The 24983-nt window shown below is 38.6% G+C and carries 23 protein-coding genes, 1 other RNA gene and 1 pseudogene; 19 read left to right on the forward strand and 6 right to left on the reverse strand.

The window, feature by feature from the left end:
• Nucleotides 1-60: 60 nt before the first annotated feature.
• A complete protein-coding gene (locus IEO70_RS17280) occupies nucleotides 61-1005 on the reverse strand; it encodes an alpha/beta hydrolase (RefSeq protein ID WP_328820961.1) in 945 nt (314 codons plus the stop codon).
• Between the two features lie 403 nt (nucleotides 1006-1408).
• Here IEO70_RS17280 and IEO70_RS17285 point away from each other — a divergent pair, with 403 nt between their 5' ends.
• The 9 genes from IEO70_RS17285 to IEO70_RS17325 all read left to right on the forward strand — a co-directional run bounded on the left by IEO70_RS17285 (nucleotide 1409) and on the right by IEO70_RS17325 (nucleotide 10834).
• Nucleotides 1409-2644 carry a dicarboxylate/amino acid:cation symporter gene (locus IEO70_RS17285; RefSeq protein ID WP_190999620.1) on the forward strand — a complete coding sequence of 412 codons (1236 nt, stop codon included), beginning with the start codon at nucleotides 1409-1411 and terminating at the stop codon, nucleotides 2642-2644.
• 129 nt (nucleotides 2645-2773) lie between these two features.
• Complete coding sequence (locus IEO70_RS17290) at nucleotides 2774-3172, forward strand: DNA-directed RNA polymerase subunit alpha C-terminal domain-containing protein (RefSeq protein ID WP_190999621.1); 399 nt, start codon at nucleotides 2774-2776, stop codon at nucleotides 3170-3172.
• 231 nt (nucleotides 3173-3403) lie between these two features.
• Nucleotides 3404-3949 (forward strand): hypothetical protein, encoded by a 546-nt coding sequence (locus tag IEO70_RS17295; protein ID WP_190999622.1) that lies wholly within the window; start codon nucleotides 3404-3406, stop codon nucleotides 3947-3949.
• Between the two features lie 72 nt (nucleotides 3950-4021).
• Entirely contained in the window at nucleotides 4022-4693 is a 672-nt protein-coding gene (locus IEO70_RS17300; RefSeq protein ID WP_190999623.1) for a potassium channel family protein, read from the forward strand.
• 329 nt (nucleotides 4694-5022) lie between these two features.
• Nucleotides 5023-6360: a methyl-accepting chemotaxis protein gene (locus IEO70_RS17305; protein ID WP_190999624.1), complete on the forward strand. Its 1338-nt coding sequence runs from the start codon at nucleotides 5023-5025 to the stop codon at nucleotides 6358-6360.
• 311 nt (nucleotides 6361-6671) lie between these two features.
• Nucleotides 6672-7700, forward strand: a complete 1029-nt coding sequence (locus IEO70_RS17310) for an AI-2E family transporter (protein ID WP_190999625.1) — start codon at nucleotides 6672-6674, stop codon at nucleotides 7698-7700.
• A gap of 358 nt (nucleotides 7701-8058) precedes the next feature.
• Nucleotides 8059-8679 (forward strand): DUF47 domain-containing protein, encoded by a 621-nt coding sequence (locus tag IEO70_RS17315; protein ID WP_190999626.1) that lies wholly within the window; start codon nucleotides 8059-8061, stop codon nucleotides 8677-8679.
• A gap of 13 nt (nucleotides 8680-8692) precedes the next feature.
• Entirely contained in the window at nucleotides 8693-9691 is a 999-nt protein-coding gene (locus tag IEO70_RS17320) for an inorganic phosphate transporter (protein ID WP_190999627.1), read from the forward strand.
• 573 nt (nucleotides 9692-10264) lie between these two features.
• Nucleotides 10265-10834, forward strand: coding sequence for a DUF6944 family repetitive protein (locus IEO70_RS17325; RefSeq protein WP_190999628.1), 570 nt, complete (start codon nucleotides 10265-10267; stop codon nucleotides 10832-10834).
• Between the two features lie 7 nt (nucleotides 10835-10841).
• On the opposite strand, the gene IEO70_RS17330 is transcribed toward IEO70_RS17325, so the two are convergent.
• Nucleotides 10842-11456: a DUF6944 family repetitive protein gene (locus tag IEO70_RS17330; RefSeq protein WP_190999629.1), complete on the reverse strand. Its 615-nt coding sequence runs from the start codon at nucleotides 11454-11456 to the stop codon at nucleotides 10842-10844.
• A gap of 165 nt (nucleotides 11457-11621) precedes the next feature.
• A pseudogene (locus IEO70_RS17335) lies at nucleotides 11622-11976 on the reverse strand (glutathione peroxidase).
• 191 nt (nucleotides 11977-12167) lie between these two features.
• Between IEO70_RS17335 and IEO70_RS17340 the strand changes: the two are divergent.
• The 10 genes from IEO70_RS17340 (at nucleotide 12168) to IEO70_RS17385 (ending at nucleotide 22763) form a co-directional block, all read left to right on the forward strand.
• Nucleotides 12168-12572: a DUF4262 domain-containing protein gene (locus tag IEO70_RS17340; protein WP_190999630.1), complete on the forward strand. Its 405-nt coding sequence runs from the start codon at nucleotides 12168-12170 to the stop codon at nucleotides 12570-12572.
• A gap of 62 nt (nucleotides 12573-12634) precedes the next feature.
• Nucleotides 12635-12830: non-coding RNA, 6S RNA (gene ssrS, locus IEO70_RS17345), on the forward strand.
• A 1205-nt stretch (nucleotides 12831-14035) separates the two neighbouring features.
• Nucleotides 14036-17728, forward strand: a complete 3693-nt coding sequence (locus tag IEO70_RS17350) for a dynamin family protein (protein WP_190999631.1) — start codon at nucleotides 14036-14038, stop codon at nucleotides 17726-17728.
• Between the two features lie 23 nt (nucleotides 17729-17751).
• Nucleotides 17752-18597 (forward strand): sulfurtransferase, encoded by an 846-nt coding sequence (locus IEO70_RS17355; RefSeq protein ID WP_190999632.1) that lies wholly within the window; start codon nucleotides 17752-17754, stop codon nucleotides 18595-18597.
• Between the two features lie 379 nt (nucleotides 18598-18976).
• Complete coding sequence (locus tag IEO70_RS17360; protein WP_190999633.1) at nucleotides 18977-19180, forward strand: DUF1657 domain-containing protein; 204 nt, start codon at nucleotides 18977-18979, stop codon at nucleotides 19178-19180.
• Between the two features lie 113 nt (nucleotides 19181-19293).
• Nucleotides 19294-19773: a stage V sporulation protein AC gene (gene spoVAC, locus IEO70_RS17365; protein ID WP_190999634.1), complete on the forward strand. Its 480-nt coding sequence runs from the start codon at nucleotides 19294-19296 to the stop codon at nucleotides 19771-19773.
• Nucleotides 19773-20777, forward strand: coding sequence for a stage V sporulation protein AD (gene spoVAD, locus IEO70_RS17370; protein ID WP_190999635.1), 1005 nt, complete (start codon nucleotides 19773-19775; stop codon nucleotides 20775-20777). The genes spoVAC and spoVAD overlap by 1 nt, the downstream gene beginning before the upstream one ends.
• A 19-nt stretch (nucleotides 20778-20796) precedes the next feature.
• Entirely contained in the window at nucleotides 20797-21003 is a 207-nt protein-coding gene (locus IEO70_RS17375; RefSeq protein WP_190999636.1) for a DUF1657 domain-containing protein, read from the forward strand.
• A gap of 32 nt (nucleotides 21004-21035) precedes the next feature.
• The gene (locus IEO70_RS17380) at nucleotides 21036-21896 is read left to right on the forward strand and encodes a DUF421 domain-containing protein (protein ID WP_190999692.1); all 861 of its coding nucleotides are present in this window, start codon (nucleotides 21036-21038) and stop codon (nucleotides 21894-21896) included.
• 129 nt (nucleotides 21897-22025) lie between these two features.
• Nucleotides 22026-22763 (forward strand): cyclase family protein, encoded by a 738-nt coding sequence (locus IEO70_RS17385; protein ID WP_190999637.1) that lies wholly within the window; start codon nucleotides 22026-22028, stop codon nucleotides 22761-22763.
• 60 nt (nucleotides 22764-22823) lie between these two features.
• On the opposite strand, the gene IEO70_RS17390 is transcribed toward IEO70_RS17385, so the two are convergent.
• From IEO70_RS17390 to IEO70_RS17400, 3 genes are read right to left on the reverse strand one after another with little or no spacing between them, the layout of a single operon-like run.
• A complete protein-coding gene (locus tag IEO70_RS17390) occupies nucleotides 22824-24026 on the reverse strand; it encodes a DUF4097 family beta strand repeat-containing protein (protein WP_190999638.1) in 1203 nt (400 codons plus the stop codon).
• Entirely contained in the window at nucleotides 24027-24626 is a 600-nt protein-coding gene (locus IEO70_RS17395; RefSeq protein ID WP_190999639.1) for a DUF1700 domain-containing protein, read from the reverse strand.
• Nucleotides 24619-24939, reverse strand: coding sequence for a PadR family transcriptional regulator (locus IEO70_RS17400; protein WP_190999640.1), 321 nt, complete (start codon nucleotides 24937-24939; stop codon nucleotides 24619-24621). Before IEO70_RS17400 ends, IEO70_RS17395 begins: the two co-directional genes overlap by 8 nt.
• Nucleotides 24940-24983: the final 44 nt, after the last annotated feature.

A 24983-nucleotide genomic window follows, 5' to 3' on the forward strand; every position in this document is an offset into this window, starting at 1 on the left:
TTCTTTTGCGTATACCTTTGATAAATAATTGAGCCGTGCAAACTGTTGCACGGCTCTTTACTATTCTACATATTTATCCAAGAAATTCGTTACCGTTTCTTCATATAACTGAGGATCGGCATCATAAGCGTTCGCGTGTTCAGCGTCCGGAACAATAAGCAGCTCTTTGTCGCTGCCGGCTGCGTCGTAAAGTTCGTAAACCATCTCGACAGGGACGAATGTATCGTCTTCACCGTGAATGAATAGAATCGGTATTTCGGTTTTCTTCACTTGTTCCAGTGCGGATGCTTCCGCAAATGAGTATCCGGCACGGATTTTCGTCATTAAGCTTGTCACTTGAAGAATAGGGAAGCTCGGTAAGTGGTACATGCGCTTTAACTGATAACTTAATACATCTTCTGCAGAAGTATAGCCGCAATCGGCAACAACTGCTTTTACTTGTTTTGGCAGTTCTTCGCCGCTCGTCATCAGTACGGTCGCGCTGCCCATAGAAACGCCGTGAAGCACAATTTCTGTGTCATTTCCGTTTTGTGCCAGCACATAGTTAATCCATTGCACATAATCGAGACGATCATGCCAGCCGAAACCGATATAATCTCCTTCGCTTGCGCCATGTCCGCGCGCATCGGGCATCAGTACGTTATAGCCCAGTTCGTGATAAAATTTCGCGTAGGAATACATATTCATCGCTTGGCTCGTATAGCCATGTGCAATAATCGCTGTTTTATTGGTTACTGTTTCTGCCGGCAAGTAATAGCCGACTAGTTTCAATCCGTCATTTGAGGTCATTTCAACTGTATCGAATGTGACGGTTTCCAGCCAAGCTTGTCCCACGATTTGTAAAGAGTTATCCGTATTTACAGCTAAATCCGGATTGTCGTTAAGAAATTCTCCGGTCGAACGTTTAATGGCAAGATTGTAGAAGTAGAAGCTTGCGCCTGTCAATCCGATCAAAATAACTGATAAGAGAATAATGATGTAGTTTATTAATCGTTTTTTCTTCAAAATAATCTCTCCGTTATTCATTAGTGTTATCTATATAGTTAGGCTCTACTATATTAAAATGCATATTACAAGAAGATAGGTAGGGTGTATATGTACAAGGATAAATTACATTTATTTACTTAAGAGGGAAAATCGATAATATTACATTGATATACAACGGTTAAATTTTCAGAATAATCTTAATTTACATAATGAATGCATTATATTTTATATTTCAATAGTTATTAAGTATAATAAAGTATAAATTTCTTGGTAATAAACGTTAAATTTGTGTGTTCTTATTCCAATGTGCCAGTTTTTAACTGTGCGGAATGAGCAATAGTAAGCTGCAATCATTTCCTGCCTCACACAAACGTAAGCGGTTACAAGGGATTTTTTATTATACGACAAAGGATGGATGCAAATGAACTTAACGAAAAAGATTGTTATTGCCCTCGCACTAGGGTCCCTCACTGGCTTAGGACTGAATATTTTTGCCCCTGATTTATTTCCGTATCTTAACAATTATCTGTTCGTCCCAATAGGGAAAATCTTTGTCAACTTAATTACGATGCTTGTTGTTCCTATTGTTTTATTTTCTCTTATTTTAGGTACTGCCGGATTGGGTGATCCGAAGAAACTTGGCAGTATGGGCTTGAAAACAGTCAGCTACTTTTTAGTGACGACCGGTATTGCGATTATTATTGCGATGACGTTAGCGACTGTCATTTCTCCGGGAACAAAAGGAGAATTCGATACAGAGAATGCTTCATTTGAGGCAGGTGAAGTACCGCCGGTTTCAGAAACGTTATTAAATATTATTCCAAAAAATCCGTTTGTGGCGTTATCAGAAGGTAATATGCTGCAAATTATTGTTATGTCTGTATTAATCGGTTTTGCGCTGACTGCTTTAGGAAAAAAGGCAGAAGGTATTACAAAGCTGGTTGAGCAAGGCAATGAAGTGATGATGTACTTAGTGAACTTAGTAATGAAATTAGCTCCATACGGTACATTCGGCTTAATTGCGACTGCTGTCGGTTCGCAAGGATTCAGCGCGATGAAAGCAATGGGACTGTACATGCTGGTTGTCGTTCTGGGACTGATTGTTCATGCTGTTGTAGTTTATGGCGGCTCTGTATGGTTATTCGCTAAGAAAAGCCCTTTATGGTTCTTCAAGGGATTTGCTCCGGCTATGAGTGTCGGATTCAGTACATCAAGCAGTAATGCTACACTGCCTGTTTCGATGGAAGTGGCACAAGATAACCTGGGTGTTAAGAAAAATGTCAGCAGTTTTGTACAGCCGCTTGGCGCGACAATCAATATGGATGGTACAGCGATTATGCAAGGTGTGGCGACAATCTTTATCGCACAAGTATATGGCGTGGATTTATCAATATCAGCGATGGTTATTGTTGTTTTGACGGCTGTATTGGCGAGTGTCGGTACTGCCGGTGTGCCTGGCGTTGGTTTAATTATGTTAGCGATGGTTCTGACAGCTGTGGATCTTCCGGTAGAAGGGATCGGTCTTATTCTCGGTATTGACCGTCTATTGGATATGGCGAGAACATCTATTAATATAACGGGAGACGCTGCATGTGCGGTTATCATCTCCGAGCAGGAAAAACGACAAGAAGAGAAACTTGAAAATAAAACTGCGTAATTATATAAAAAAGTTGCCTGATGATTTTAGGCAACTTTTTTTAATTTCAAACTAAATGGTTGTCTTCCGGAGGGGGGATTTTGTAAAATACTCTGTATGCATTACAAATCCAGGGGGATTATGGCTGTTATGGAACCATTGAAGGTATTTCAACAAAAAATAAAGACTCAAATAGAAGCAATCGAACAAGATTTGGAGGATTATCAGGACACTTTTGATGAGGGAGACATCATCGAGAGGCGCGCGAAGCTTCGGGTTTTGTCTGAAGTATTAACTGAATATGAATGTATGTTTGCGGAGGAATTGACACCTGCGCATAAGAAAATGCGCGGTAAAAGATTGTTATATGTGTTTAATGATGTAGATTATAGAACAATTGAACAGCTTAATTTCACGATCAGAACTTATGTTGTTTTGAAAAAGGCAAACTACGATACAGCTCAGCAGCTGCGCGAAGCGAACTTAGAAGATATTCCGAACATTAGTCAAAAGTCCATTGAAGAGATAAAAAGAAAGTTAAATTTGTAATATAGCAGCGGAAAGAAGCAATCTACTAAACTTCTTTCCTTTTTTTATGTTTTTGAAAGCTAAGTTGAATGAAGATTTACTATTTTGATAAAATATTATATCGGGAGGATTATTCATTTTTAAAAGGGGAATTGTATATTAATAAGGTTTTAAAGGGTAATCTGTTTTATTTTATTCTTGATTTATATTTTAAAAATATAATAATTTTAAAGCAGGAAGGTATGATGAAGGATGAATAGAATTGTTGCGGTCTTTATTGTTTGTTCCTTATTAATGGGGTGTGGACTAGGCACTTCTAAAGTTAGTGAAATGGCTTCCGAAATAGTGCCGGAAGCATCAGTCGTTACGATTGGAGAAACTGTGAAAGACAAAGCAGTTGAGGAATGGAAAGTGCTGAAGACTGTTTTCACGAATAAAATTTCCCCATCAAAACAAAATGAATTCGTTACATACTATGAAAATACAGAAGAAGGCTATACATACTTAGATATCGTCATTGAGCTGACAAATTTAAAAGAAAAAGATGAGATATCCGATCAGTTTCTGAAAGTGAACATTGAGTACGATGGAAAAGATCAATATGGAACATGCGCAACAGTTGAAGATCCTGATGGTCAGGAATTTGATTTTGCCAATGCAACTGCGATTGAGCCGGAAGAAACGAGGGTGCTTCATTATTATGCCTCAGTTCCTGAGAAGATGGAGAATGACGGAAAACCGGTTAAGGCCATCATCACTTGTCAAGAGAAAGTGTATGAATTAGCCATCAGAGAATAAGGATAAAATCAATTCTGCAAATTTGTTGCTTCTGTCGCATAGGAGGAATGAACAATAAATAAGGATTCATTTATGGATGTTGTTATTACGATACTTACTGTCGTTTCGTTAATTGTGTTCTTTATTAACCGGCAAGAGTCTATGTGGATAAATAAGGTCATTCTGGTTATTTTCTTTTGTTTTATCCTTTACAAGTTTATAAAGTCTGATAATAAATGGGAATTCATTAAAACACATCCTTTAGAATTGATTGCGTTAATACCAATAGATGATATTTTTAGGGGCGCAATGATTATTCGCTTCTTCAGATTGATTGTTGTTTCGAAAACGTTAAGAAGGGCATTCCCGCGTCTTGCGAAAATTTTGCAGACGAATGATCTTTATAAGGTCATTGTGTTTACGTTTATCATTATTATTTTAGCGGCTATCCCGATGTATTATTTCGAAACGGATGTAACAAGCTTTGCCGAAGGAATATGGTGGGGCATTGTGACAACGACGACCGTCGGGTATGGGGATATCATTCCGGTTACTGTAATCGGCCGTATCACTGCAGTTCTTTTAATGTTGATCGGTATCGGTTGTATTGGGATGATTACAGGCAGTGTAGCGACATTTTTTTCGCATAATTCCAATAAAGATGACGATAAAGAGTACATAAAGAAGAAAATTGATCAGCTTGAAAAGTTGAGTGAGCAAGAATACAAAGTGCTGTTGCAATTGATAGAAAACAAAAGGAAATGAATACGCAAAACCAGCCTATGACATTACAATATATAGTAAACGCTTACTTTTGTTTGTAAAGCATTTTCAAATTGGCATAACCAATATGAAAATGCTTTTATTTTTGCTCGAAAAATGAAAATTATAGCCGATAAAAGCTATGTAAGAATTTTTTAAGAACAGCAATGTATCATTATAAACGTTATTGTTTACAGTGAATGTTTGTTTATAAATATACATGGTTCTGTTGTCTTTCATGTTGATTTGAGAGAAAGCAGATATTCACTATCAGGACATAAGAACAACGCGAGAATAACACAGCAGAGAAAAAGTAGAAGGGATAGGTGAAAATGGAAAAGTCAATGAACGGCGACAGAAAAAATATAATTATGGTAGTACTTAGCGGATTGTGTATCTTTTTGATGGTTTTAGTCCATCTTTTGCACAGGCAATTTAACTTTTTAGATGACTATTTGCTGCTAAATGGGATGAGCAGTTATACAAACGATCAGATGGTGTTATTAAATAGTACGTTAATAGCACCGATTGTTTTATTTGCAGTCAGTTTATTTTTATATAAAACGAAAGCGAACGATCGTGTCTTGCAATTAGTAGTTACTTTAACGATGACAACGAGCAGCATCTCCATTATTGCCGAGGGAAATGGTCTTGTTGAATACCATTTCTCTATTTTTATGGTATTGGCGATTATTGCGTTCTTTGCACGCATTAAGCTGATTTTGGTCAGCACCGTTATTTTTGCGGTTCATCATTTGGAGGGATATTTTTTATTCCCGGAACTATTGTGTGGTACATCGGATTACTCTTTTTCTTTGCTGATGATCCATGCTGTCTTTCTGGTGCTGACAAGTTCGGCGATGATTTTGGTTATTACAGCAAACCGTCGTATTGAAACACAATTAAAGGCAGAGGCAGGGATTTTGGAGGAAGAGAAAAAGCAGCTCGTACAGCAATTAGTGAATGTCAGTGCCGAAGTGCAGGAATATGTCGATGAGGAATCACGTGCGGCCAATGCTGAGATTGCCTCATCATTATTTGAAAGCGGGAAGGATTCACAAAACCAACGGGAAAATTTAGAAGAAGGCTTGGATAAGAACGCTGACATTATGAACGAAGTAAAGTTAATTAATAAGAGTTCCGATATCGTTGCGGAAAAAGCTGAAACAAGTTTGCAAGGGGCAGAAAACGGCATTCTGGGCATTGAAGCGGCAACAAAGCAAATGGGCGTTATTACGGATGAAGTGGCTTTAAGCAGGAAATTGACGGAAAATCTTGAAAAGCAATCGCTGCAAATCGGACAGATTCTTTCAATGATTACGGCTATTGTCGATCAGACAAAGCTGTTGTCGCTAAATGCTTCCATTGAAGCGGCACGTGCCGGAGAACATGGCAAAGGCTTTTCAGTTGTAGTCCAAGAGGTCAGAAAGCTGGCGAACGGAACAGAGGAATCAGCTTCAGAAATTCAAGCGGTTGTCTCCAAAATACAGGCGGGCATTAAGGAATTAGTGGAAGGGATGGAAAAGAGCTTATCCGAGGTACTGGTCGGAAACGAGATGATTAAGCGAAGCGAAACAGCCTTCCATTCTATTTATGAAGATATGAAAGCGGTGAAGGAAGAAGTTACAGATATGCAAACAGCCGCAAATGAACTGATGTCGAGTACGTAGATCACGAATAAGTTGTTCGAGTCTTAATGATGCCACCGATCAATATTTTAATAAAATTGAAAATATCTCGTCAGCATCTGCGGAGCAACGAGCGTCTACAGAATCTATTTATGCTGTCATAAAATCGTTATCCGAAATTGCGAATAATTTAAATGCCATCGTGTATAAAATATAGTAAGGATAATAAAAAGTCTGTTTAGATGTCCTATTTTTTATGCTTAAAGTATGGTAAATTAGAAAAAAAGCTAATTTATCGTATAAAACGGGTTTTAACGACATAATTCTTATAGGACGGGAGATCGAATGGCTTAATGGAAGATATAATCGCCTTTTTTCGGAGTAAAGGTTTTTCGAAAATAATTACGCTGCTTATTTTAGTTTTGCTTCTTTATAGTTTGGGCAGCATGATTCATCTTGTGTTGTTTACGTTTTTATTCGCTTTTTTGATGGGGCGTCTTCAGATGATTATTTCCCATCAGTTGGATAAAGTTGTTAAGATTAATCCGAAGATTATTTTATTAATCATTTATACAGCCGTTGTATTGGCGCTTGTGTTGGTACTATATAAATATTTGCCGATCATATCGTTACAGATTAGGGTTCTCGTGATGGAACTAGTGCATTTTTACAACAATCCTCCCGAGGGTGAAATCTTTAATTTTGTGATCAGCACAATTGATAAGCTTCCTCTTGATTTGGAGAGCAACGTTGAACGTATTTATACATATGCCTCAGAAATAGGAGGTAAGTTGATACAAGTGTTAATCAGTATTGTCCTTAGCTTATTTTTACTTTTGGAGAAAGACAAAATTCTTGATTTTGTTTCGCGCTTTAAAGAAGGTTATTTCAGTACTTTCTTTATCAACATGGAGCTATTCGGCAAAAAGTTCATCAATACGTTTGGTAAAGTAATCGAAGTGCAATTTTTAATTGCCTCTACAAATGCTGTCATTTCTATCATCGGTTTGTGGCTAATGGATTTTCCTCAGCTGATTGGTCTTGGGATTATGATATTCTTCCTTGGACTAATTCCGGTTGTAGGTGTGATCATTTCGCTAGTTCCATTATGTATGATTGCCTATAATATTGGGGGCATTTCAACTGTAATCGCGGTTGTTGTGATGATTGCTGTCATCCATGCACTCGAAGCGTATGTTTTAAACCCGAAATTTATGAGCGTTAAGACAAATCTGCCGACATTTGTAACATTGGCGGTGCTGCTTGTTTCGGAACATTTCCTCGGCGTATGGGGTCTGATTATCGGTATTCCGATTTTTATCTTTGCGATGGATATGCTGGAAATACCGGAAGAAGATAAAGTAAAAGAAAAGACGACTTAATGAGTGAAACTGTACAAAGAAATCGCCTTTGTACAGTTTTTTATTTTGTTTTCTTAAAGTATAGGGAAGAGATGAATAGGAAGACTAGAAAAAAGGAAAGTAAGATATGCTTGTATCACAATGATTTTTAGTGTTAATATAAATTATGTTAAAATAACAATTCTGTTTATGTGTTTTTTTTGTATTTTAAATAGTTAATTTTGGATGATTTAATAAAAATCACCTTAAGTCAGGAAGAGTTATTTTAATATTCTTTCGTAATGAATGTTCACTTCATTCGTTTCATAATATTTAAGTTCTATTAAAAAGGAACGGGCACTCAACTACATATTATTTTGATCGTGAGGGAAAATTACAAATGGTTTTTAATTCTAAAAAGGACAAGTTTGGAACACTTTTAATTAATATTGCTGAAAACTTAAAGGAAGCGAGCGATTATTTCGCTGATAAAAAGCTGAACAATATCAGCGACCTGAAGGTTTTAACAGAAGCGATGAAGGAATATGAGCATAAAGGTGATTCTTTTGTGCATGAAGTTATTAAAGAACTGAATAAAGTATTTATCACGCCGATTGAGCGAGAAGACATTCTGCATCTTGCTATGAGTATGGATGATGTGCTGGATGAGCTGGAACATTGCGCAGCATTAATGGAAATGTATTCAGTTGTTACAATCGATGAGTATATGGAAAAGCTGAACGGACATATTCGTGATGCTGTTTATGAAATCGAAAAAGCTGTAGAGCTTCTTTCTTCTAAAAAGTTGCTTGATATCCGCAACCATGCCATTAAAATTAAAGAACATGAATCAGCATGTGATGGCTTGCACAGACAATGCATCAAGAACTTGTTTGTTGTTGAAAAGGATCCAATCCGCATTATTCAATACAAGGAATTGTATGAGTGCCTTGAGGAAATCGCAGACTATTGTCAATCTGTTGCAAATACGCTTGAAACCATCATTATGAAGAATGCGTAAGGAGATTTGAATAGTGGATTCTTTATTTGTTTTAACCATCTTAATTGTCATCGGAGCTTTGGCCTTTGATTTTATCAATGGCTTCCATGACACGGCTAACGCCATTGCGACTGCTGTTTCGACAAAAGCGTTAAAGCCGAAACATGCGATTTTTATGGCAGCAATCATGAATTTCATCGGTGCCATGACGTTTACCGGCGTGGCAAAAACAATTACAAAAGGGATTGTCGACCCGTTTACATTAGAAAACGGATCAGTCGTTATATTGGCTGCGCTTATATCGGCCATTGCCTGGAACTTAATTACATGGTATTACGGAATTCCGAGCTCTTCTTCTCATGCGATTATCGGAAGTATTGCCGGAGCTGCAATAGCGGCAGCAGGATTCGGAGCGATCAAATACTCCGGTTTCACGAAAATTATTGCAGCCTTGCTTTTATCACCAATCTTAGCATTTACGTTAGGTTTTATTGTGTACAGTATTTTTAAGGTCGTCTTTAAAAATAATAATCTAGCAAAAACAAACAGGAATTTCCGTTTCTTCCAAATATTCACTGCCGCGCTGCAGGCATATACACACGGAACGAATGATGCACAAAAAGCGATGGGGATTATAACAATGGCATTAATCGCCAACGGTTATGTCGCAACATCCGATATTCCTTTCTGGGTTCAATTAGCCTGTGCGACTGCAATGGGGTTAGGAACATCTGTCGGAGGCTGGAAAATCATTAAAACAGTCGGCGGAAAGATTATGAAAATCCGTCCTGTAAACGGGGTAGCAGCTGACTTAACCGGTGCGTCTTTAATTTTCGGGGCGACAACAATCGGGTTGCCTGTAAGTACGACACACGTTATTTCTTCTTCTATTCTTGGTGTAGGTTCTGCTCACCGTCTAAAAGGCGTTAAATGGGGAACTGCTCAACGAATGGTGATTACATGGGTTATTACGTTACCGATTTCGGCTACATTAGCTGCATTAGTCTATTTCTTACTGGATTTATTCTTTTAAGTCACGGAGCAACTGGATTTATTCTAGTTGCTTCTTTTTTCGTTCTTAAGAAAGTATAGATTTTTGAACTAGGAAAGCTGTCTAACCTTATACCTGCCATGCTCGGTCCTAAGCTGCCTCCCCCAAGAAACCAAAGGTGGGTTTCTCGTGTGGGGCTCTCACGATGAGAGTCACAGCAACGAAGGTATGCGGACGTAGCGATTTTAGTCGCTGTACCTTCTTAGGCTTTGTCTAGCTACAGCGGCCAGCCCCTTGAGGTCATAAGCCAAATCACTCCAGAAATTTTACAATTTCCTACGTGATTCGTCTTATGCATGTCGGAGGCTCTCAGGACGAGAGTCACAGCGACGAAGATATGCGGACGTAGCGTCCTTAGTCGCTGTTCCTTACTTGCGGGCCGCTTACGCTTTTCGGTTCCCGCATGGCTCCTTTTTCATTGAAGTGAATTCAAGAGGCAGATTCTAAAATGAAAAAGGACCGGTGACGGTTTTTCGTAGTAAAGTAAACATTAATGGCTGAGCTGTATACAATGTAAAGAAGTAAAATGCTTTTTGTGTAAGTTGGTGTTCGATATTGGAAGAATTACAGGTGAAAGTAGGCGCAGCATGGTTAGATGGTATCGGAACAATTCTTTCAGCAATAGGCAACACTCCGTTTCCATTTGTAAGTGAGCAACTTTTATTAAACACTGATTTTGTCGGCGATGTTTTGCAGGCGAACTCTGCGGCGATTATGGCTGATTTGGAAGAAGAGTATAACTTAAGCAAAATCGGAAACTCAATTGATGCAAGCGGTAATGTAACAGAAATCGCCGGCAATATTTCGTCAAATGAACTTTTGGCAAACAGTGGAAATGCTATACAAACAGTAGGTACAGGTTTAACGTTTGTTGATGCAGTACAGGTACAACAAAAATACCTTGATTTATATTATTTATACGGGACTTTAATCCAAACAATAGGTTTGTCTTTACAAACAATAGCCGGAGGATTTCCAACAGAGAACAAATTTGGAGAGAGGTTAAATACGGTAGGGACATGGGTGCAAGCGATTGGTTCGAATATAGAAGCGATTGGTGTCACGTTAGAAGTGCCTTTAGAACAAAAGCCAACAGCGTACGGTTACGGCGCTGTTGGCTTTTAGCATTTTGTTAAATATCCAAACTTTGAGCGATGGCTGCTAATATGGCTCCTATTGTTTGAATCCAAGCGCCGACAGCGTTCCAAGTAGTAGATTGATCTGTTGTTAAACTTGGGCTGCTCGATAAGGTTTGTATACCGAGTCCAAGTATTTGCAGCAAGTTTGCATTAATATTATATAAATTGATTAAATTTCGTTTTTGATTAAAGAAAAAAACTAATGACAAGGCAACTCCAGCTACTTGAATGGCGTTCCCTTGCGTAGTATACAGATTTTGCTCAGCTTGGTTGTTATAAAAAATAACTTGCCCTCCAAGCTCTTCTGTATTACCTACAACTTGAACGATGTTCCCGATACTGTTAAATGTCACTTTTGACTCGGCGTCTATTTGAATAGCGGTTGAACCAATTTGTATGACATCGCCGATAATATCAAGATTGGCTAAAGTATCAGCACTGAGGAAACTGATCGGGGTGCTTCCGATTGCTGAAAGAGCAGTACCGATGGCTTCTGTCCATTGCGTGACGGTCATTAAAGTATTATTGCCGGCTTGATTATAATGGTACGTACGTGGATGTGCGTCAGCATTGGCTTTTCCGTAAAAATCAATATCGTGAAAGTTCATTTGCATTCACCTTTTCATACATTACACCTTTTCATACATTACAACATTATATGAAGGACAAATGCCCCTTGTATAGGTAATGTAGAATGCAACCGGAAAATGTGTTGCCTATTTTCGGTTGCTGATTGAGGCTTTGCTTAGTTTTGAATCTTCAGTTTTATTTACTTACAGTAGCTTCTCGATATCTTCTTTTAGCTCCAGCGGCTCTTTAGTAGATTCATATCTTTGAATGACATTACCGTTTGCATCAATTAAAAACTTTGAACGTCAGTTTTATGAAATACCGGGAAGGTAACACCGTAATTCAGTTTGCAAAATGCATTGACTTCTTCGCTTGTACCGGGTTCTTGCTCGCCAAATTGATTACATGGAAATGCTAAAATTTCCAGTCCCTTTTCTTGATACACTTTTGCAAATCTTCAAACTGCGGTGTGAAACCGCATTTACTTGCTGTATTGACAATGAGAAGAACCTTGTTTTGATATTGAGATAATGAAACGATATCTTCGTTTGGTTTCATGACATGTACTGATAAATATTCATGCTATTGAGACCTTTCCTTTACCTAATATAGTAAATAGGGTTTCTTTATAATAAAATATTCCTTCAGTGTATAATATAACTAACTGAGCAAGAACGGTTTAAATTATTATATGGCAAGATTAAGTGATATAATGATGTTTACAACAGCAGAAAGAATAAGGTGAACAAATGGAAAAGGAAATTTTTATTTCGGAAGAAAACCAAAAATTATTAGATAAACAGGGCTGGTTCTTTGATTATGAAGAAATCGACGGACCGCTTGCGAATATTCATACACATGGACTTGCTGAGAACTTGCACCATACAGATTTGCAGATTGTATTAAAGCTGGATGAGGAAACAGCAGGTACGCTTCTACATTCCATTATCGAAAATATAAAAGGCGGATACACATATTATGAAGGTCGCAGCAATAAAGTTATTGAAGAACTTGAAGTTGAATTTAAGAAGTTCAAAGAAGATGGCCGAGATGTGTTGCGTCTCATCATTCCTGATCAAGAAGGCCGATTTCCGAGTGAAGAAGGCTGCAGTGAACCATACAGCAAACAATATGCTGAGTTAGCCGCAGAATGATTGGGTAAATTCAGAATAAACTTCCATATTGCATTCGATGAAGATATGCAGTAATATAATTACACAAGCTGCGTTGTGCGTAATGAATAATTAAGTTTTAACCTTTAAGCTAGAATAGGGAGTTTAACATCGAAACGTAAATGACAAGTCTCTGTCTATATGACAAGGAGAACATGCAGAAACGTTTTTGCGAACACCCACTTTTTGAAGTGGTGGTTTAAAACTTTCTTATGTGAATACGGCAAAGGTGGCTTCTCTTTTTTAAGATAAAAATAGTTCCTTTTTGGAACTTTTTTTATTTCCCCCTTAATATCCTTTGATAATTGTTAAAATATTTTGACAATTAAAGGGAAATGTGTTAAAATTTATAAAAGCGTTCCATTTTTTAAAAATGCCCTCCCTCATTAATTAGGCCAAGTTTTATTAGAGTCTAAATCATTATTCATTTAGTAAGAGTGTCGCCCGTATGCCGGATGAATAGATGCATCATCCTTAACCAAACCCAAATACAACTAATTTATCTTCTGTTCTGTCTCGTAGCACTTTCCATTATTGTTTTTAATAATCATAATTTCATAATTTTGTAATTTAATTTTTTAACAAATTTATTAATTTAAGAATAAACTATATGAAGAAAAAGAAAGGATTGAATTATATGGAGAAAAAATATTGTACACATTGCAACAGAATTGCTCATCTGAATGAATGCTGCGATGGATGCGGCCGTAATGAATTCCGAAGAATTATTATTTCTGTACAGTCACTTAAACGCTTCAAAAAAGGAATGTCTAAATAAGTACCGATAAGGATATGGCCCAATAAGGGTTTTCTAGGAGGAAATGTTTTGGACAGGAAAATAGAACAGTTCCTGAATATGGAGCTGCAATTTATATACGTTCGACAAATGATGAACGATTTAATTGAAGAGACTGCCCCAAATAGTGAATGAAAAGCACACATGACAGTATATAAGCTGTTTTGTGTGCTTTTTATGTGTTTATATTTACCTACTTTTAAATATAAGATAATTTTTGTAACATTCCCACAAAAATAACAACTATTTTTAATTGATAATGATAATCGTTTTTGTTATTATAAAGTTAGTAATAATCGTGACCTCTTAAGGAAGGTGAATAACATGTTGTTGCTTTTAGTCAGTCTTACAGTTGTTACATATTCTGCACTGACGACTTATATATTGAACAAAGTCGGCAAACCGGTACATGTATCATCTGGTACTAAACAATAATAATCGTTTTCTGATACACACGTCAGTCGCTTTTAGCTGACGTGTTTTTTTATATATTGAAAAACTTCATATTTCAATTAGCGGATTAATCATAACCGAACCTTAGCTTCGAATATTCTGTAAAGTGACAAATTTTGTTCATAAAGATGGGAAAGTGGAAAGAAATGCTTTACAATAAAAGAAAATAATAAATGGGATACAAGGGGAATGATTCATGATAAAGACTACAACATCGACTCACACACGAATGTTGCAATCGTTAGCTGATCTATACTATACATTCGAGCAAAATCGTGATTCGGAAAACGTGCTAAAAATGAAGGAATTGATGAATAAAACAGTTCAGAATGAAGTTCAGCTAGCATTTTGCGGGCATTTTTCGGCCGGGAAATCAAGCATGATAAACTACTTGGTCGGAAACAATATTTTGCCATCAAGTCCTATTCCGACCAGTGCCAATGTCGTAAAAGTGAAACAGGGAGAAGAAGGGGTTCGAGTTCACTTTTTTGACGGATTGCACACGACTTTCCGTGGCGCGCATGATATGAAAGATATAAAAGCATATTGTAAAGATGGAGATCAAGTCCGTTCAATCGAAATTTATTCGGAGGATTTTCCATTACCATCTGATTGTGCCGTTTTAGATACGCCCGGTATTGATTCAACAGATGATGCTCACCGTGTCTCGACTGAATCTACACTGCATTTGGCGGACATTATTTTATATGTGATGGATTATAACCATGTTCAATCGCAAGAGAATTTCCTATTCGCCAAAAAGATGAATGAGGCCGGCAAGAAACTGTATTTGATTGTCAATATGATCGACAAACATGATGAGTCAGAATTGAGCTTCGAACAGTTTAAAGATTCTGTGAAGAACTCATTTGCGGCCTGGAATATAGAGCCATTAGGCATTTTCTATACATCACTGCGCAATATGGAACTTGAGAATAATGAAATCGAGACAGTGAAACAATTCATTGTCGATAAAATTCAATATGAAAGAGAACATTTGGACCAATCGATTATCCGTTCTGCGGGGCAAATCGCTGAGGACCATTTATTGTTCATTAAGCAAAAACAAAAAGAAGAGATTGAGAAGGCTGAGCAGCTTCTCTCACCATTGCAAGAAGCGGAAGTTCAAGAATTGATGGATAAGTTGAACACGCTGAAAGTAAAAAAACAACAATTGCAAGATTTCTCTAATGAGTTTCATTTAGAAATGCTGAAAGAATTGAATGAGCTTATAAAGAACGCTTATTTACTTTCAGCTGAAAGCCGTGAAATGATCCGCGCCTTTTTAGAATCTCAGCAAGACGGGTTTAAAGTAGGGTTATTTTTTGCGAAAAATAAAACGGAACAAGAAAGAAGCGCAAGAGAAGAGACGTTATTCAACGAGCTGCAGGAACGTACAAAAACACAATTGGAATGGCATCTTCGCGTATGGGCTGAAAATACATTAAAGCAATCCGGAGTGACGGGAGCGGCAGAACTTGAAACGTTCATCCAACAATTTGCTGTGACAGTTTCAATGGATGAAATTAAATCTCTTGTCATGAAGCAAAGTGAAATTACTGGAGATTATGTTTTGAACTTCAGTCAAAATGTAGCCGAACTGATCAAAAAGCAAGCAAAAATGAAATGCATTCACTTCCTAGATCAATTGAAGTTGCTTATTGAAGATGAACAAAGTGATGACCTGGCCGACTTAGAGAAACAATTAGTCGAGTTGCAAGCATATGAAAACGCTCTTAACTTATTGAATACGGTCAATGAACAAGAAGAAAGCATGCGTAAGCAATTACAAGAAATCGTTGCCGGCAACTTAATTGTAAAAGCGAATGGTCATGAGCAACTGTTGCAGCAATTGAAAGCAGAAGCTGCTGCTAAAGAAAAACCAATCGATACGGCGAAGCTTCAAAAGATTGAGCAAAATATTGAAACAGAATTGCACGATATTTTGGCTGCGCCAGTCATAACAAGTACTTCATCAGCTGACGGAAGCAAGGATTTGCAATTATGGAGCGAAAAGCTTGCTATTGCTTCACAACAATTGCAGGGCGTACAAGGATTTTCGACAATAGTGGAAGAATTGAAGGATAAAGCAAACCGCATGAAAGAGCAAACGTATACAATTGCGTTATTTGGCGCATTCAGTGCCGGGAAATCTTCTTTTGCCAATGCTTTATTCGGAGAGAAAGTGTTGCCTGTTTCTCCAAACCCGACAACAGCGGTCATTAATAAAGTAATGGCTCCTGATGAAGGTTTTGAGCATCGCACAGCAAGCGTCAAACTGAAAAATGCCGATATGCTGCTTGATGATGTGAAGCTTGCCTGCAATGCATTGCAAGCGTATCCGGAGACTTTAGATGAAGCTTATGCATATGCGGAAAAACTCGATGATTCAAAAAATACCGGAGAAGGACAAGAGAAAGCGCACCTATCGTTTGTTCGCGCCTTCCATAAAGGCTATCCGCTATTAAAGGACAAATTAGGTCAAACATTGAAAGTTGATTATGATGAATATACAGCCTTTGCTGCTGATGAATCGAAGTCATGTTTTGTAGATGAAATCGTTCTTCATTTCGATTGCGAGTTGACCAGAAAAGGAATCGTATTAGTTGATACGCCGGGAGCAGACTCGATCAATGCCCGTCATACAAATGCGGCATTCCACTACATTAAGAATAGTGATGCGATTTTATTTGTGACGTATTATAACCATCCGTTCGCAAAAGCAGACCGTGAGTTCCTGATCCAGCTTGGGCGTGTTAAAGATGCATTCTCTATGGATAAGATGTTCTTCATTTGTAATGCGATTGACTTAGCACAGGAAGAAGAAGAATTATCGGATGTATTGCAATATATTAAAGGCCAGCTTGAAGGCTTCGGCATTCGATTCCCAAGACTGTTCCCAATCTCAAGTAAGGAAGCGCTTCAGGAAAGAAATTCGGAGTATATGTTTAAGCATCCGTTCCTGCAAAACAGTGGAATGGCTCAATTCCAGCAGGCATTCTCGCACTTTATACAGCATGAATTAATCGATTTAGCTTGCTCATCAGCAAAAGCGACAGTTGAGCGTGGCTTGAATCAGCTTCAGGAAATGATTGCAGTAAGCCAATCGTCTGCAGCTGAAAAGCAAGAGCGTCTTCAGCTTCTTGAACAGCAATACGATCAGTTGAGAGCAGCAATCGGTGAATATGATATCGAAATTGATGCTCAAAAGCTGACGAAAGAAAATGAAGAGCTGCTTTACTATATTCAGCAGCGTGTATTCTTACGTTTCCAAGATTTCTTTAAAGAATCATTCAATCCAGCTAACCTTCAAGATGACGGGCGCGATATGAAAGCGGCGTTAAGAGGTTCACTTCAGGAACTATTAACGAGCATCGGGTTTGACTTTGAACAGGAAATGCGAGCTACTTCTGTGCGTTTGGAAGCGTTTATTAGGAAATTGGTCACAAATAATCTGGGCCACTATCGCAAACTTGTTGAGCGAACATGGAGCACAGCAGAAATCGGCGATTATGCAGTCGGTCAATACGCAGTACCTGAATACAGCAAAGCATTCACTGACTTGGATGCCAATATGTTTAAAAAGGAACTGGCACTTTTCAAGAATCCAAAATCGTTCTTTGAAAAGAATGAAAAGCAAAAAATGGCAGAAGCTATTCAAGCTGCCCTGCAAAATCCTGCACAAAACTACTTGAACGCAGAAGGAACAAAAGCTAAAATTTACTATAATGAAATATTGCAAAATGAACTGAAGCAATTGAGACAATATGCTGAAAAAGTAATAGAAGATGTATTTACTAGTTTTACTTCCGTGTTAAAGGAAAATGTCGACGTTTCCTCTTACATTGAGAAAGAATCAGTGCTTCAACAGCTTCTGCAAGATCAATAAGCGTCAAGGATGGAGTGGGGAGAATGATTGTTGAAAAGGAATGGCTTGTAAAGAGATTGGGCAATGATAATCTTTCCATTATTGATTGTCGTTTTGATTTGCAAAATAAGGAGTACGGCAAGCAGCAGTATGAGATTGGCCATTTGCCGAATGCCATCTATTTTCATTTGGAAGAAGACCTTTCCGGAGAAGTAGAAATTCATGGGGGACGTCATCCGCTTCCAGACTTAGAGCAGTTTAAGTTGAAAATTGAAAAAGCCGGTATCTGCAATGACACTTCTATTGTTGTTTATGACAGCGGAGATGGCCCTTTTGCCGGTGCGTTTGCGGCTAGATTCTTATGGATGATGAAGTACATCGGCCATGAAAAAGTAATGATTTTAAATGGTGGTTTCAGCAAATGGAAAGAAGCAGGATATCCAGTTGAAAATAAAAAGCCGCTAGTAAGGGAAAGCACATATGAAGTGTATGTTCAAGACGAAATTTTGGCGACTTACGACTTGGTGAAGGAATTCACGATAACTAAGCCAAAAGATACGGTGCTTATAGATTCTAGGGATTATAAACGCTATGCCGGTGTCGAAGAGCCTATGGACCGTATTGCTGGTCACATTCCCGGTGCCATTAATGAGCCGTTTGCGGAAGGTTTAAATGATGGTTATTTCTTAGGAGCGCAAGACCAAGTTCAGCGCTTTAAACATTTAGACCGCAACAAAACATTTATTGTGTATTGCGGCTCAGGTGTTACTGCGACGCCAAACTTTGTCGCTCTGAAGGAAGCTGGCTATGAAAACGTTAAGCTGTATGTCGGCAGCTATAGCGATTGGGTATCGTATGAAGATAACCCGGTTGAAAAGGTTGGAAAATAATAACATAAGACTCCTGGCGGGATATTTGTATCCTGTCTGGGGTCTTTTTTTGCCTTCTAAAGGTATACCAAGATGTCTTGACGTCCAGCATAAGACAGCTCAGTAGGAAATCCGATTTTTATTTCCGGAGGAGAGCTGGCTTGTGAACCGAGCTGTCAAGTTCATCCTATCTGAGATGAAAACTGGCTGGTCGATGCAACTAGTCACATCGAACCACTGTCGTTCTTCGTGTTTCCTTTATCTTGGTTCGCGGCCTCCGGTTCATACGGTGCTAACCGGGCACTTTCGCTTTCGGAGATTGGATAAAAATAGTTCACATAATAAAGCGGAAATAATTCAATCTAATAGTGTACTCAAACAATGAAGGAGTGATTAGATAATGACTGTTATTACTAATGTGAAAACAACACTGGCTAGTTTGAAAAGTGCTCAAGCAAGCTTAGAAACATTTGCTTTGAGCACAGACAATAAAGAAGCAAAGCAACTTTACCAGAATGCTGCGCAGCAAACGCAAGCTATTGTCGACAGTCTGGCTCCTCGCGTTGAGCAAATAGAAGCAGAAGAACCGCAATACTCAGAATAAATACTGAAACAGGGCCTCTCCGGAAAGTCATTAGACGACTTTCGATAGGCCCTCCCCGCTTGTATAAGGATGTGAAGGGTTAGATAATCGTCCTTCCCGGAGGTGACATAATCATGTCAAGCAGCAAAAAGAAGAAATTGACTCCTGTACAGCAGGAATATCAAAAGGTCCAAAAAGAATATGAGATAAAAAGGCCGATATTCAAAAATTGCTTGAGAGCTTTCTTGATTGGCGGTCTTATTTGTGTAATTGGTCAGCTTATAACAGTATGCTATCTTTATTTTTTCAATTTTACCGAACAGACAGCTGGAAGCCCGACGGTGGGCACGTTAGTGTTCATTTCGCTATTGCTGACGGGCTTTGGCGTATATGATAGAATTGCGCAATTTGCCGGTGCGGGGTCTGCCGTACCTGTTACTGGATTTGGAAATGCCGTCATATCGGCAGCCATTGAACACCGAAGAGAAGGTTTAGTGCTAGGTGTGGGAGGGAATATTTTCAAACTGGCTGGCTCTGTTATCGTTTTTGGGGTATTTTCCGCATTCGTTGTCGCCATAATTAAATGGATTTTTATAAAGTGGGGTGGCTTGTAATGCTGAAAGGGCATCGAACTTGGATATTTGACAATAAGCCGGTGATTGTATCTACCGGTACTGTAGGAGGTCCATTTGAAGCAGACGGACAGCTGGCGAATGACTTCGATACATTGCATGATGATCTTTGGCTTAATCAAGATACATATGAAAAAGCACATCGCGTACTCATTGAAGAAGCCTGCCATAAAGCGATTGAAAAGGCAGAATTGCAGCAAGAGCAAATTCAGTTTTTCTTTGGAGGTGACCTGATCAATCAAATCACCCCGACGAGCTTTGCGAGCCGGACGTTAGGTGTGCCGTATTTGGGGTTGTTCGGAGCATGCTCAACTTCAATGGAAGGGTTAGCTTTAGGCGCTTATTTAGTTAATACAAGAGGAGCGAACTATGTGCTGACAGCTGCTTCAAGCCACAATGCGGCTGTCGAAAAACAGTTTCGTTACCCGACAGATTATGGCGGTCAAAAGCCGCCGACTTCGCAATGGACAGTAACCGGGGCGGGAGCCGCAGTCATCACTCAAGGTGGCAAGGGACCGCGTGTGACTTCAGCAACAATCGGTCGCGTTGTTGATATGGGTATGACTGATCCGATGAATATGGGAGGAGCGATGGCGCCGGCAGCTGTCGATACAATTGAGGCTCATCTAAAAGAGCGGAATATCGAGCCTTCTTACTATGATTTGATTGTGACAGGCGACCTCGGGAAAATTGGGCGAGATATTGCGCTGGATCTATTTCAAAAGCATGGAACAGATATTTCAGAAGTGCTTCTTCAAGATTGCGGGCTGATGATTTATCGTGATGGTCAGCCGGTACTCGCGGGGGCGAGCGGAGCCGGATGTTCGGCTACAGTCGTATATGGTCACCTTTTGAACCGGATGAAAAAAGGAGAAATAAAGCGTATGCTTGTCGTCGCTACAGGAGCGCTATTGTCTCCTCTATCTTTTCAGCAAAATGAAACAATCCCGTGCATTGCTCATGCAGTCTCCATTGAAAGCTCATAGCAGAAAGGAGTGAACAGCTATGACAGTCGCTTCTGACGTAAAACAATGTTTAGCAAACTTAAAAGGGATAGAAGCCACGCTTTCTGCTCTCGCTGTACAAACACAGGATGAAGAATCTAGCCGCCTCTTCCACGAAGTTATGACGATGGTCAGTCAAATTGTCATTGATGTAAGAGATAGAGTCGGTGAATTGGAACGAGAAGAGTTGCAGTATAAAGGCTTTTAACAATTTGGCTGACAAAAAGGTGGTGTAAAATGATGCCTGATTGGTTAGATGTCATATTTCGTGCTGTGTTATTTCTTGTCGTTTTATTTATCATTACAAAAATTCTGGGCAAAAAGCAAATATCGCAACTATCGATGTTCGAGTATGTAACCGGCATTACAATTGGCAATATCGGTGCCGAAGTCGTTACCGGTTTAGAGCAGAAAGTTTATTTAGGAATCATCGCTTTAGTCGCTACTGCTGCAATTCCGTATTTATCAAGCCTGATTACGATGAAAAGCAAAAGAGCCCGAGATTTTATTGATGGAAAAGGAACAGTATTTATTAAAGACGGGAAAATTCTTGAAGATAACTTAAAGAAGGAAAAAATAACCCTCGATGAGTTTATGGAAATGCTCCGCAAAAAAGATGTTTTCCAAGTTTCTGAAGTTGAATATGCGGTGCTTGAAGCGGCAGGTGTACTGAACGTATTGTTAAAGAAAGAATACCGGCCATTAACGCCAAAAGATTTGAATATGAAAGTGTCCAATGAAAAAGAGCCCGAGATAGTCATTATGGATGGAAAAATCTTAAATGAACCGCTTGCAACAATCGGACGCAGTCGAGGCTGGCTCCATTCTGAATTAGAGAAACTTGGTGTAACAATCGAAAATGTCTTTCTCGGACAAGTGAATTCTTACGGCGAACTGACCGTTGATTTATTTGACGATAAGCTAAAGGTTGCCGAGCCGATGCAAAGACCGCTTTTATTCGCGACAATGAAGAAATGTCAGGCAGACCTCGAAGTGTTTGCGCTTTCAACCGAGTCTAAGGAAGCGAAGCAAATGTTTGAGAAGAACAGTAAGAAGCTGCAGGATGCAATTGATAAAATCGCCCATATGATCAGAAATTGATTTCATTTAAACTACCTATTTCGGGTAGTTTTATTTTTGTTTTTAAGGAGGTATCTGCTTGTTGGAGAGTAGATGATATGATAAAGTATTTAAAAAATCTGAAAATTAAACAAGGGAGAGGTAAAGTAAATGGCAAATGAACTATTACAAGCACTTCAGTTACTTAAATCTAAGGAATGGATTGATTTAACTCATACATTTGGACCGGATTCACCGCACTTCTTCATGTTTGATGATGCAAAGTTTCAAACATTGTTCTCACATGATGATGGATTTTTTGCGCAACAGTATGTTTTTCCTGGGCAATATGGAACACATATTGATCCGCCGATTCACTTTGTCCGTGATGCGCGTTATTTAGATGAGCTTGGACTGAAAGAGCTGGTGCTTCCGCTGATTGTAATTGATAAATCAACCGAGGCGGCTGCAGACAATGATTTTACATTGAGTGTTCAAGATATTCTCGATTTTGAGAAGGAACACGGCATGATTGAGTCAGGTACGTTTGTGGCACTTCGTACGGATTGGAGCAAGCGTTGGCCAGATAAGGGAGAATTCAACAATCAGGACGAGGAAGGCAACAATCATATTCCAGGCTGGGGATACGAGGCATTGCAATTTTTATTTGAGGAAAGGAAAATAAGCGCAGTTGGTCATGAAACATTCGATACTGATTCAGCGATTGATTTTCGAAAAAATGGGGAATTGAAGGGAGAATATTACGTCCTTTCACAAGATACATATCAAATTGAATTAATGACCAACCTAGATCAGCTCCCACCTAAAGGTGCAATCATTTTCAACATTGTGCCAAAACCGGAAAAAGCCTCGGGATTCCCGGTACGTTCTTTCGCTATTTTACCTTAAATTTAATCATTAGCTAAAAAATAAACCCTAGAGTCTGGTATTGATCTCTAGGGTTTAAAATTAAAATTGCAAATTAACGTCTCCGTCCGCAGCTGTAATATTTAATTGATTAGTGGAGTTAGCTGTCTGTGTAACACTGCCTTCGAATTGTTCGTTGTTTATTTTAATGTCGCCATACTCACTTCGAATTTTGTAGTTTAGCTCAGATTGCTTGTTTTTCAAGATTAATTGAATATCCCCATAATCCGCATATACTCTCGAGGTACCTAATAAAGTTCCTTCCAACGTAACGTTGCCAGAATCATTTTGGACATCAAGCGCCTCGCTTTCGAATTGGCTCAAAAGTATGTCTCCATATTGATTGTTGATGATTGCGTTGTTAGTATTAACAGTATTCAATGTCACGTTTCCGTCCGTTAAAGCAATGTTAAGTTTTTGTGCAGCGATAGATTGTCCATTCATATCACCATATTCGTTGGATACTTGAAGATTTGTTGTATCAACATTTTTTAAGTTGATGTCGCCATCAGACATGCTAACGATCGTGTCAGTGCTTGTAATATCTTCTAAGCTGGAGTCGCCATAATCATTTGAGACATTGAATGTTTTGGTGTTCAGCCTTTTCAATGATAGATCTCCATCATTAGTCTTGAACTTTGTTTGTTCACCTTTCAGGTCTTCTGCGATAATATCGCCGTAACTATTTGTAACAGTAAGAACATCCGAGCTTATGCCCTTTAAGACCATATCTCCGTCGTTGGCTTCAATTGTGAAATTTGCACTAGTTATGCCATCAATCTGAACATTACCGTATTCACTTACTAAGTTAATAGCTGAAAAAATAGTGTCTTTTGGTACATACAATTTAACGATTGATTGAGGAGTGCTAACAAAGCCTAAGTCTATATTGAACTTGATAATACCACCATTTAAACCGCTAGGGCTTTTTTCATTTAAATATAGCGTGTTATTTTTGATCTCATGTGTAATTATTTGCTTTTCTTGTCGCGTTATTTCCACTTTAAATTCAGTAGAAGGGATGATTTCAAAATCAACATCATCTAAATTTCCTTCTATATTCGTAAAAGAATCAAGTGAGAATGATTCTGATACTTGTTTGCCGGAATCAAATGCTTTTAAGCCATTTTCGTCACTAGTCAAAGTTAATTTTGCTCCTGAAAAATAGCCGATAACAGTAAGGAGAATCCCGGAAACAATCATAATGGCTGCTATAACGGTAATTATTTTTGTGCTTTTTTTCATTTATAGCTCCTCCTTCTGCTTTTTCGTCAGTTTATCAAATAACTTTTTCAATAGTTTAACAAGTGCGATACTGGCTTTCTTTCCGATTGATAAAAGAGGTGGAAAGAGTAATAGTCCGACTCCGCCTATTGTTAAACCAATACCAATAAAGAAAATAGCTGACGGAATATCTTGCGTTATGACGGCAAAGCCTCCGATGATACTTATGATTCCGCCTATTACTAAACTGAAAATAAAGGCAAAGAAACTGAAAATCAAGGCTGCGCCTGTTACGAATAAACCAAATATTAGGGCGCATACTCCGATCAGCAGCGGGATTGCAATTGGTGAAGCAAATATAGCTAGAACAATTAACCATACGGCTGAAAGGCTTTTTTTAGCTGAGTTTGGATGATTCGATAAATCTTTTACAGCAAAATCAGCTAAAATTTTTGACGCAACAGAAGCGGGAGAACCGAGCTCATTAATGACGCTTTGCGTATTTTCTTCACCAGCTTCATCAAAATATTCTGTGTAGTATTCGATGGCAGACTCAATTTCTTCTTCAGGCAATTTTCTTAGCTTATGCCTCAGCTGCTTTAAATAAGTTTCCTTAGTCACGATTTAACCCTCCTAATAAGACGTGATCTACTTTTCCCTTATAGTCATTCCATTCTTCTAACAACTGTTCATATTTTAGACGACCACTGTCAGTAATTCGATAGTAGCGGCGGTTTCGACCTTGATACGGCTGATCGTACGTAGATAAAAATCCGTTCTTTTGTAGTCGTCTTAATACTGGATATAGGGTAGATTCTGATATATCCATTACTTCACGAACCTGCTGAGTAAGAGAATAGCCGTACGCATCCTCTTTCGCTAAAATAGCAAGCACGCAAGCATCAAGTAGTGCGGAACCAAGTTGGAAAGACATTGAGACACCTCCAGTATTTAATGATATACATGTTTATATATTAT

The organism is Peribacillus faecalis, assembly GCF_014712675.1.
Classification (GTDB): domain Bacteria; phylum Bacillota; class Bacilli; order Bacillales; family DSM-1321; genus Bacillus_AD; species Bacillus_AD faecalis.

Bases quoted from the DNA above. Each gene is read 5' to 3' on its own strand.
- IEO70_RS17285 (WP_190999620.1), top strand. From the start codon at position 1,409: ATGAACTTAACGAAAAAGATTGTTATTGCCCTCGCACTAGGGTCCCTC.
- IEO70_RS17290 (WP_190999621.1), top strand. From the start codon at position 2,774: ATGGAACCATTGAAGGTATTTCAACAAAAAATAAAGACTCAAATAGAA.
- IEO70_RS17295 (WP_190999622.1), top strand. From the start codon at position 3,404: ATGAATAGAATTGTTGCGGTCTTTATTGTTTGTTCCTTATTAATGGGG.
- IEO70_RS17300 (WP_190999623.1), top strand. From the start codon at position 4,022: ATGGATGTTGTTATTACGATACTTACTGTCGTTTCGTTAATTGTGTTC.
- IEO70_RS17305 (WP_190999624.1), top strand. From the start codon at position 5,023: ATGGAAAAGTCAATGAACGGCGACAGAAAAAATATAATTATGGTAGTA.
- IEO70_RS17310 (WP_190999625.1), top strand. From the start codon at position 6,672: ATGGAAGATATAATCGCCTTTTTTCGGAGTAAAGGTTTTTCGAAAATA.
- IEO70_RS17315 (WP_190999626.1), top strand. From the start codon at position 8,059: ATGGTTTTTAATTCTAAAAAGGACAAGTTTGGAACACTTTTAATTAAT.
- IEO70_RS17330 (WP_190999629.1), bottom strand. From the start codon at position 11,456: ATGAACTTTCACGATATTGATTTTTACGGAAAAGCCAATGCTGACGCA.
- IEO70_RS17340 (WP_190999630.1), top strand. From the start codon at position 12,168: ATGGAAAAGGAAATTTTTATTTCGGAAGAAAACCAAAAATTATTAGAT.
- IEO70_RS17350 (WP_190999631.1), top strand. From the start codon at position 14,036: ATGATAAAGACTACAACATCGACTCACACACGAATGTTGCAATCGTTA.
- IEO70_RS17355 (WP_190999632.1), top strand. From the start codon at position 17,752: ATGATTGTTGAAAAGGAATGGCTTGTAAAGAGATTGGGCAATGATAAT.
- IEO70_RS17360 (WP_190999633.1), top strand. From the start codon at position 18,977: ATGACTGTTATTACTAATGTGAAAACAACACTGGCTAGTTTGAAAAGT.
- spoVAC (WP_190999634.1), top strand. From the start codon at position 19,294: ATGTCAAGCAGCAAAAAGAAGAAATTGACTCCTGTACAGCAGGAATAT.
- spoVAD (WP_190999635.1), top strand. From the start codon at position 19,773: ATGCTGAAAGGGCATCGAACTTGGATATTTGACAATAAGCCGGTGATT.
- IEO70_RS17375 (WP_190999636.1), top strand. From the start codon at position 20,797: ATGACAGTCGCTTCTGACGTAAAACAATGTTTAGCAAACTTAAAAGGG.
- IEO70_RS17380 (WP_190999692.1), top strand. From the start codon at position 21,036: ATGCCTGATTGGTTAGATGTCATATTTCGTGCTGTGTTATTTCTTGTC.
- IEO70_RS17385 (WP_190999637.1), top strand. From the start codon at position 22,026: ATGGCAAATGAACTATTACAAGCACTTCAGTTACTTAAATCTAAGGAA.
- IEO70_RS17390 (WP_190999638.1), bottom strand. From the start codon at position 24,026: ATGAAAAAAAGCACAAAAATAATTACCGTTATAGCAGCCATTATGATT.
- IEO70_RS17400 (WP_190999640.1), bottom strand. From the start codon at position 24,939: ATGTCTTTCCAACTTGGTTCCGCACTACTTGATGCTTGCGTGCTTGCT.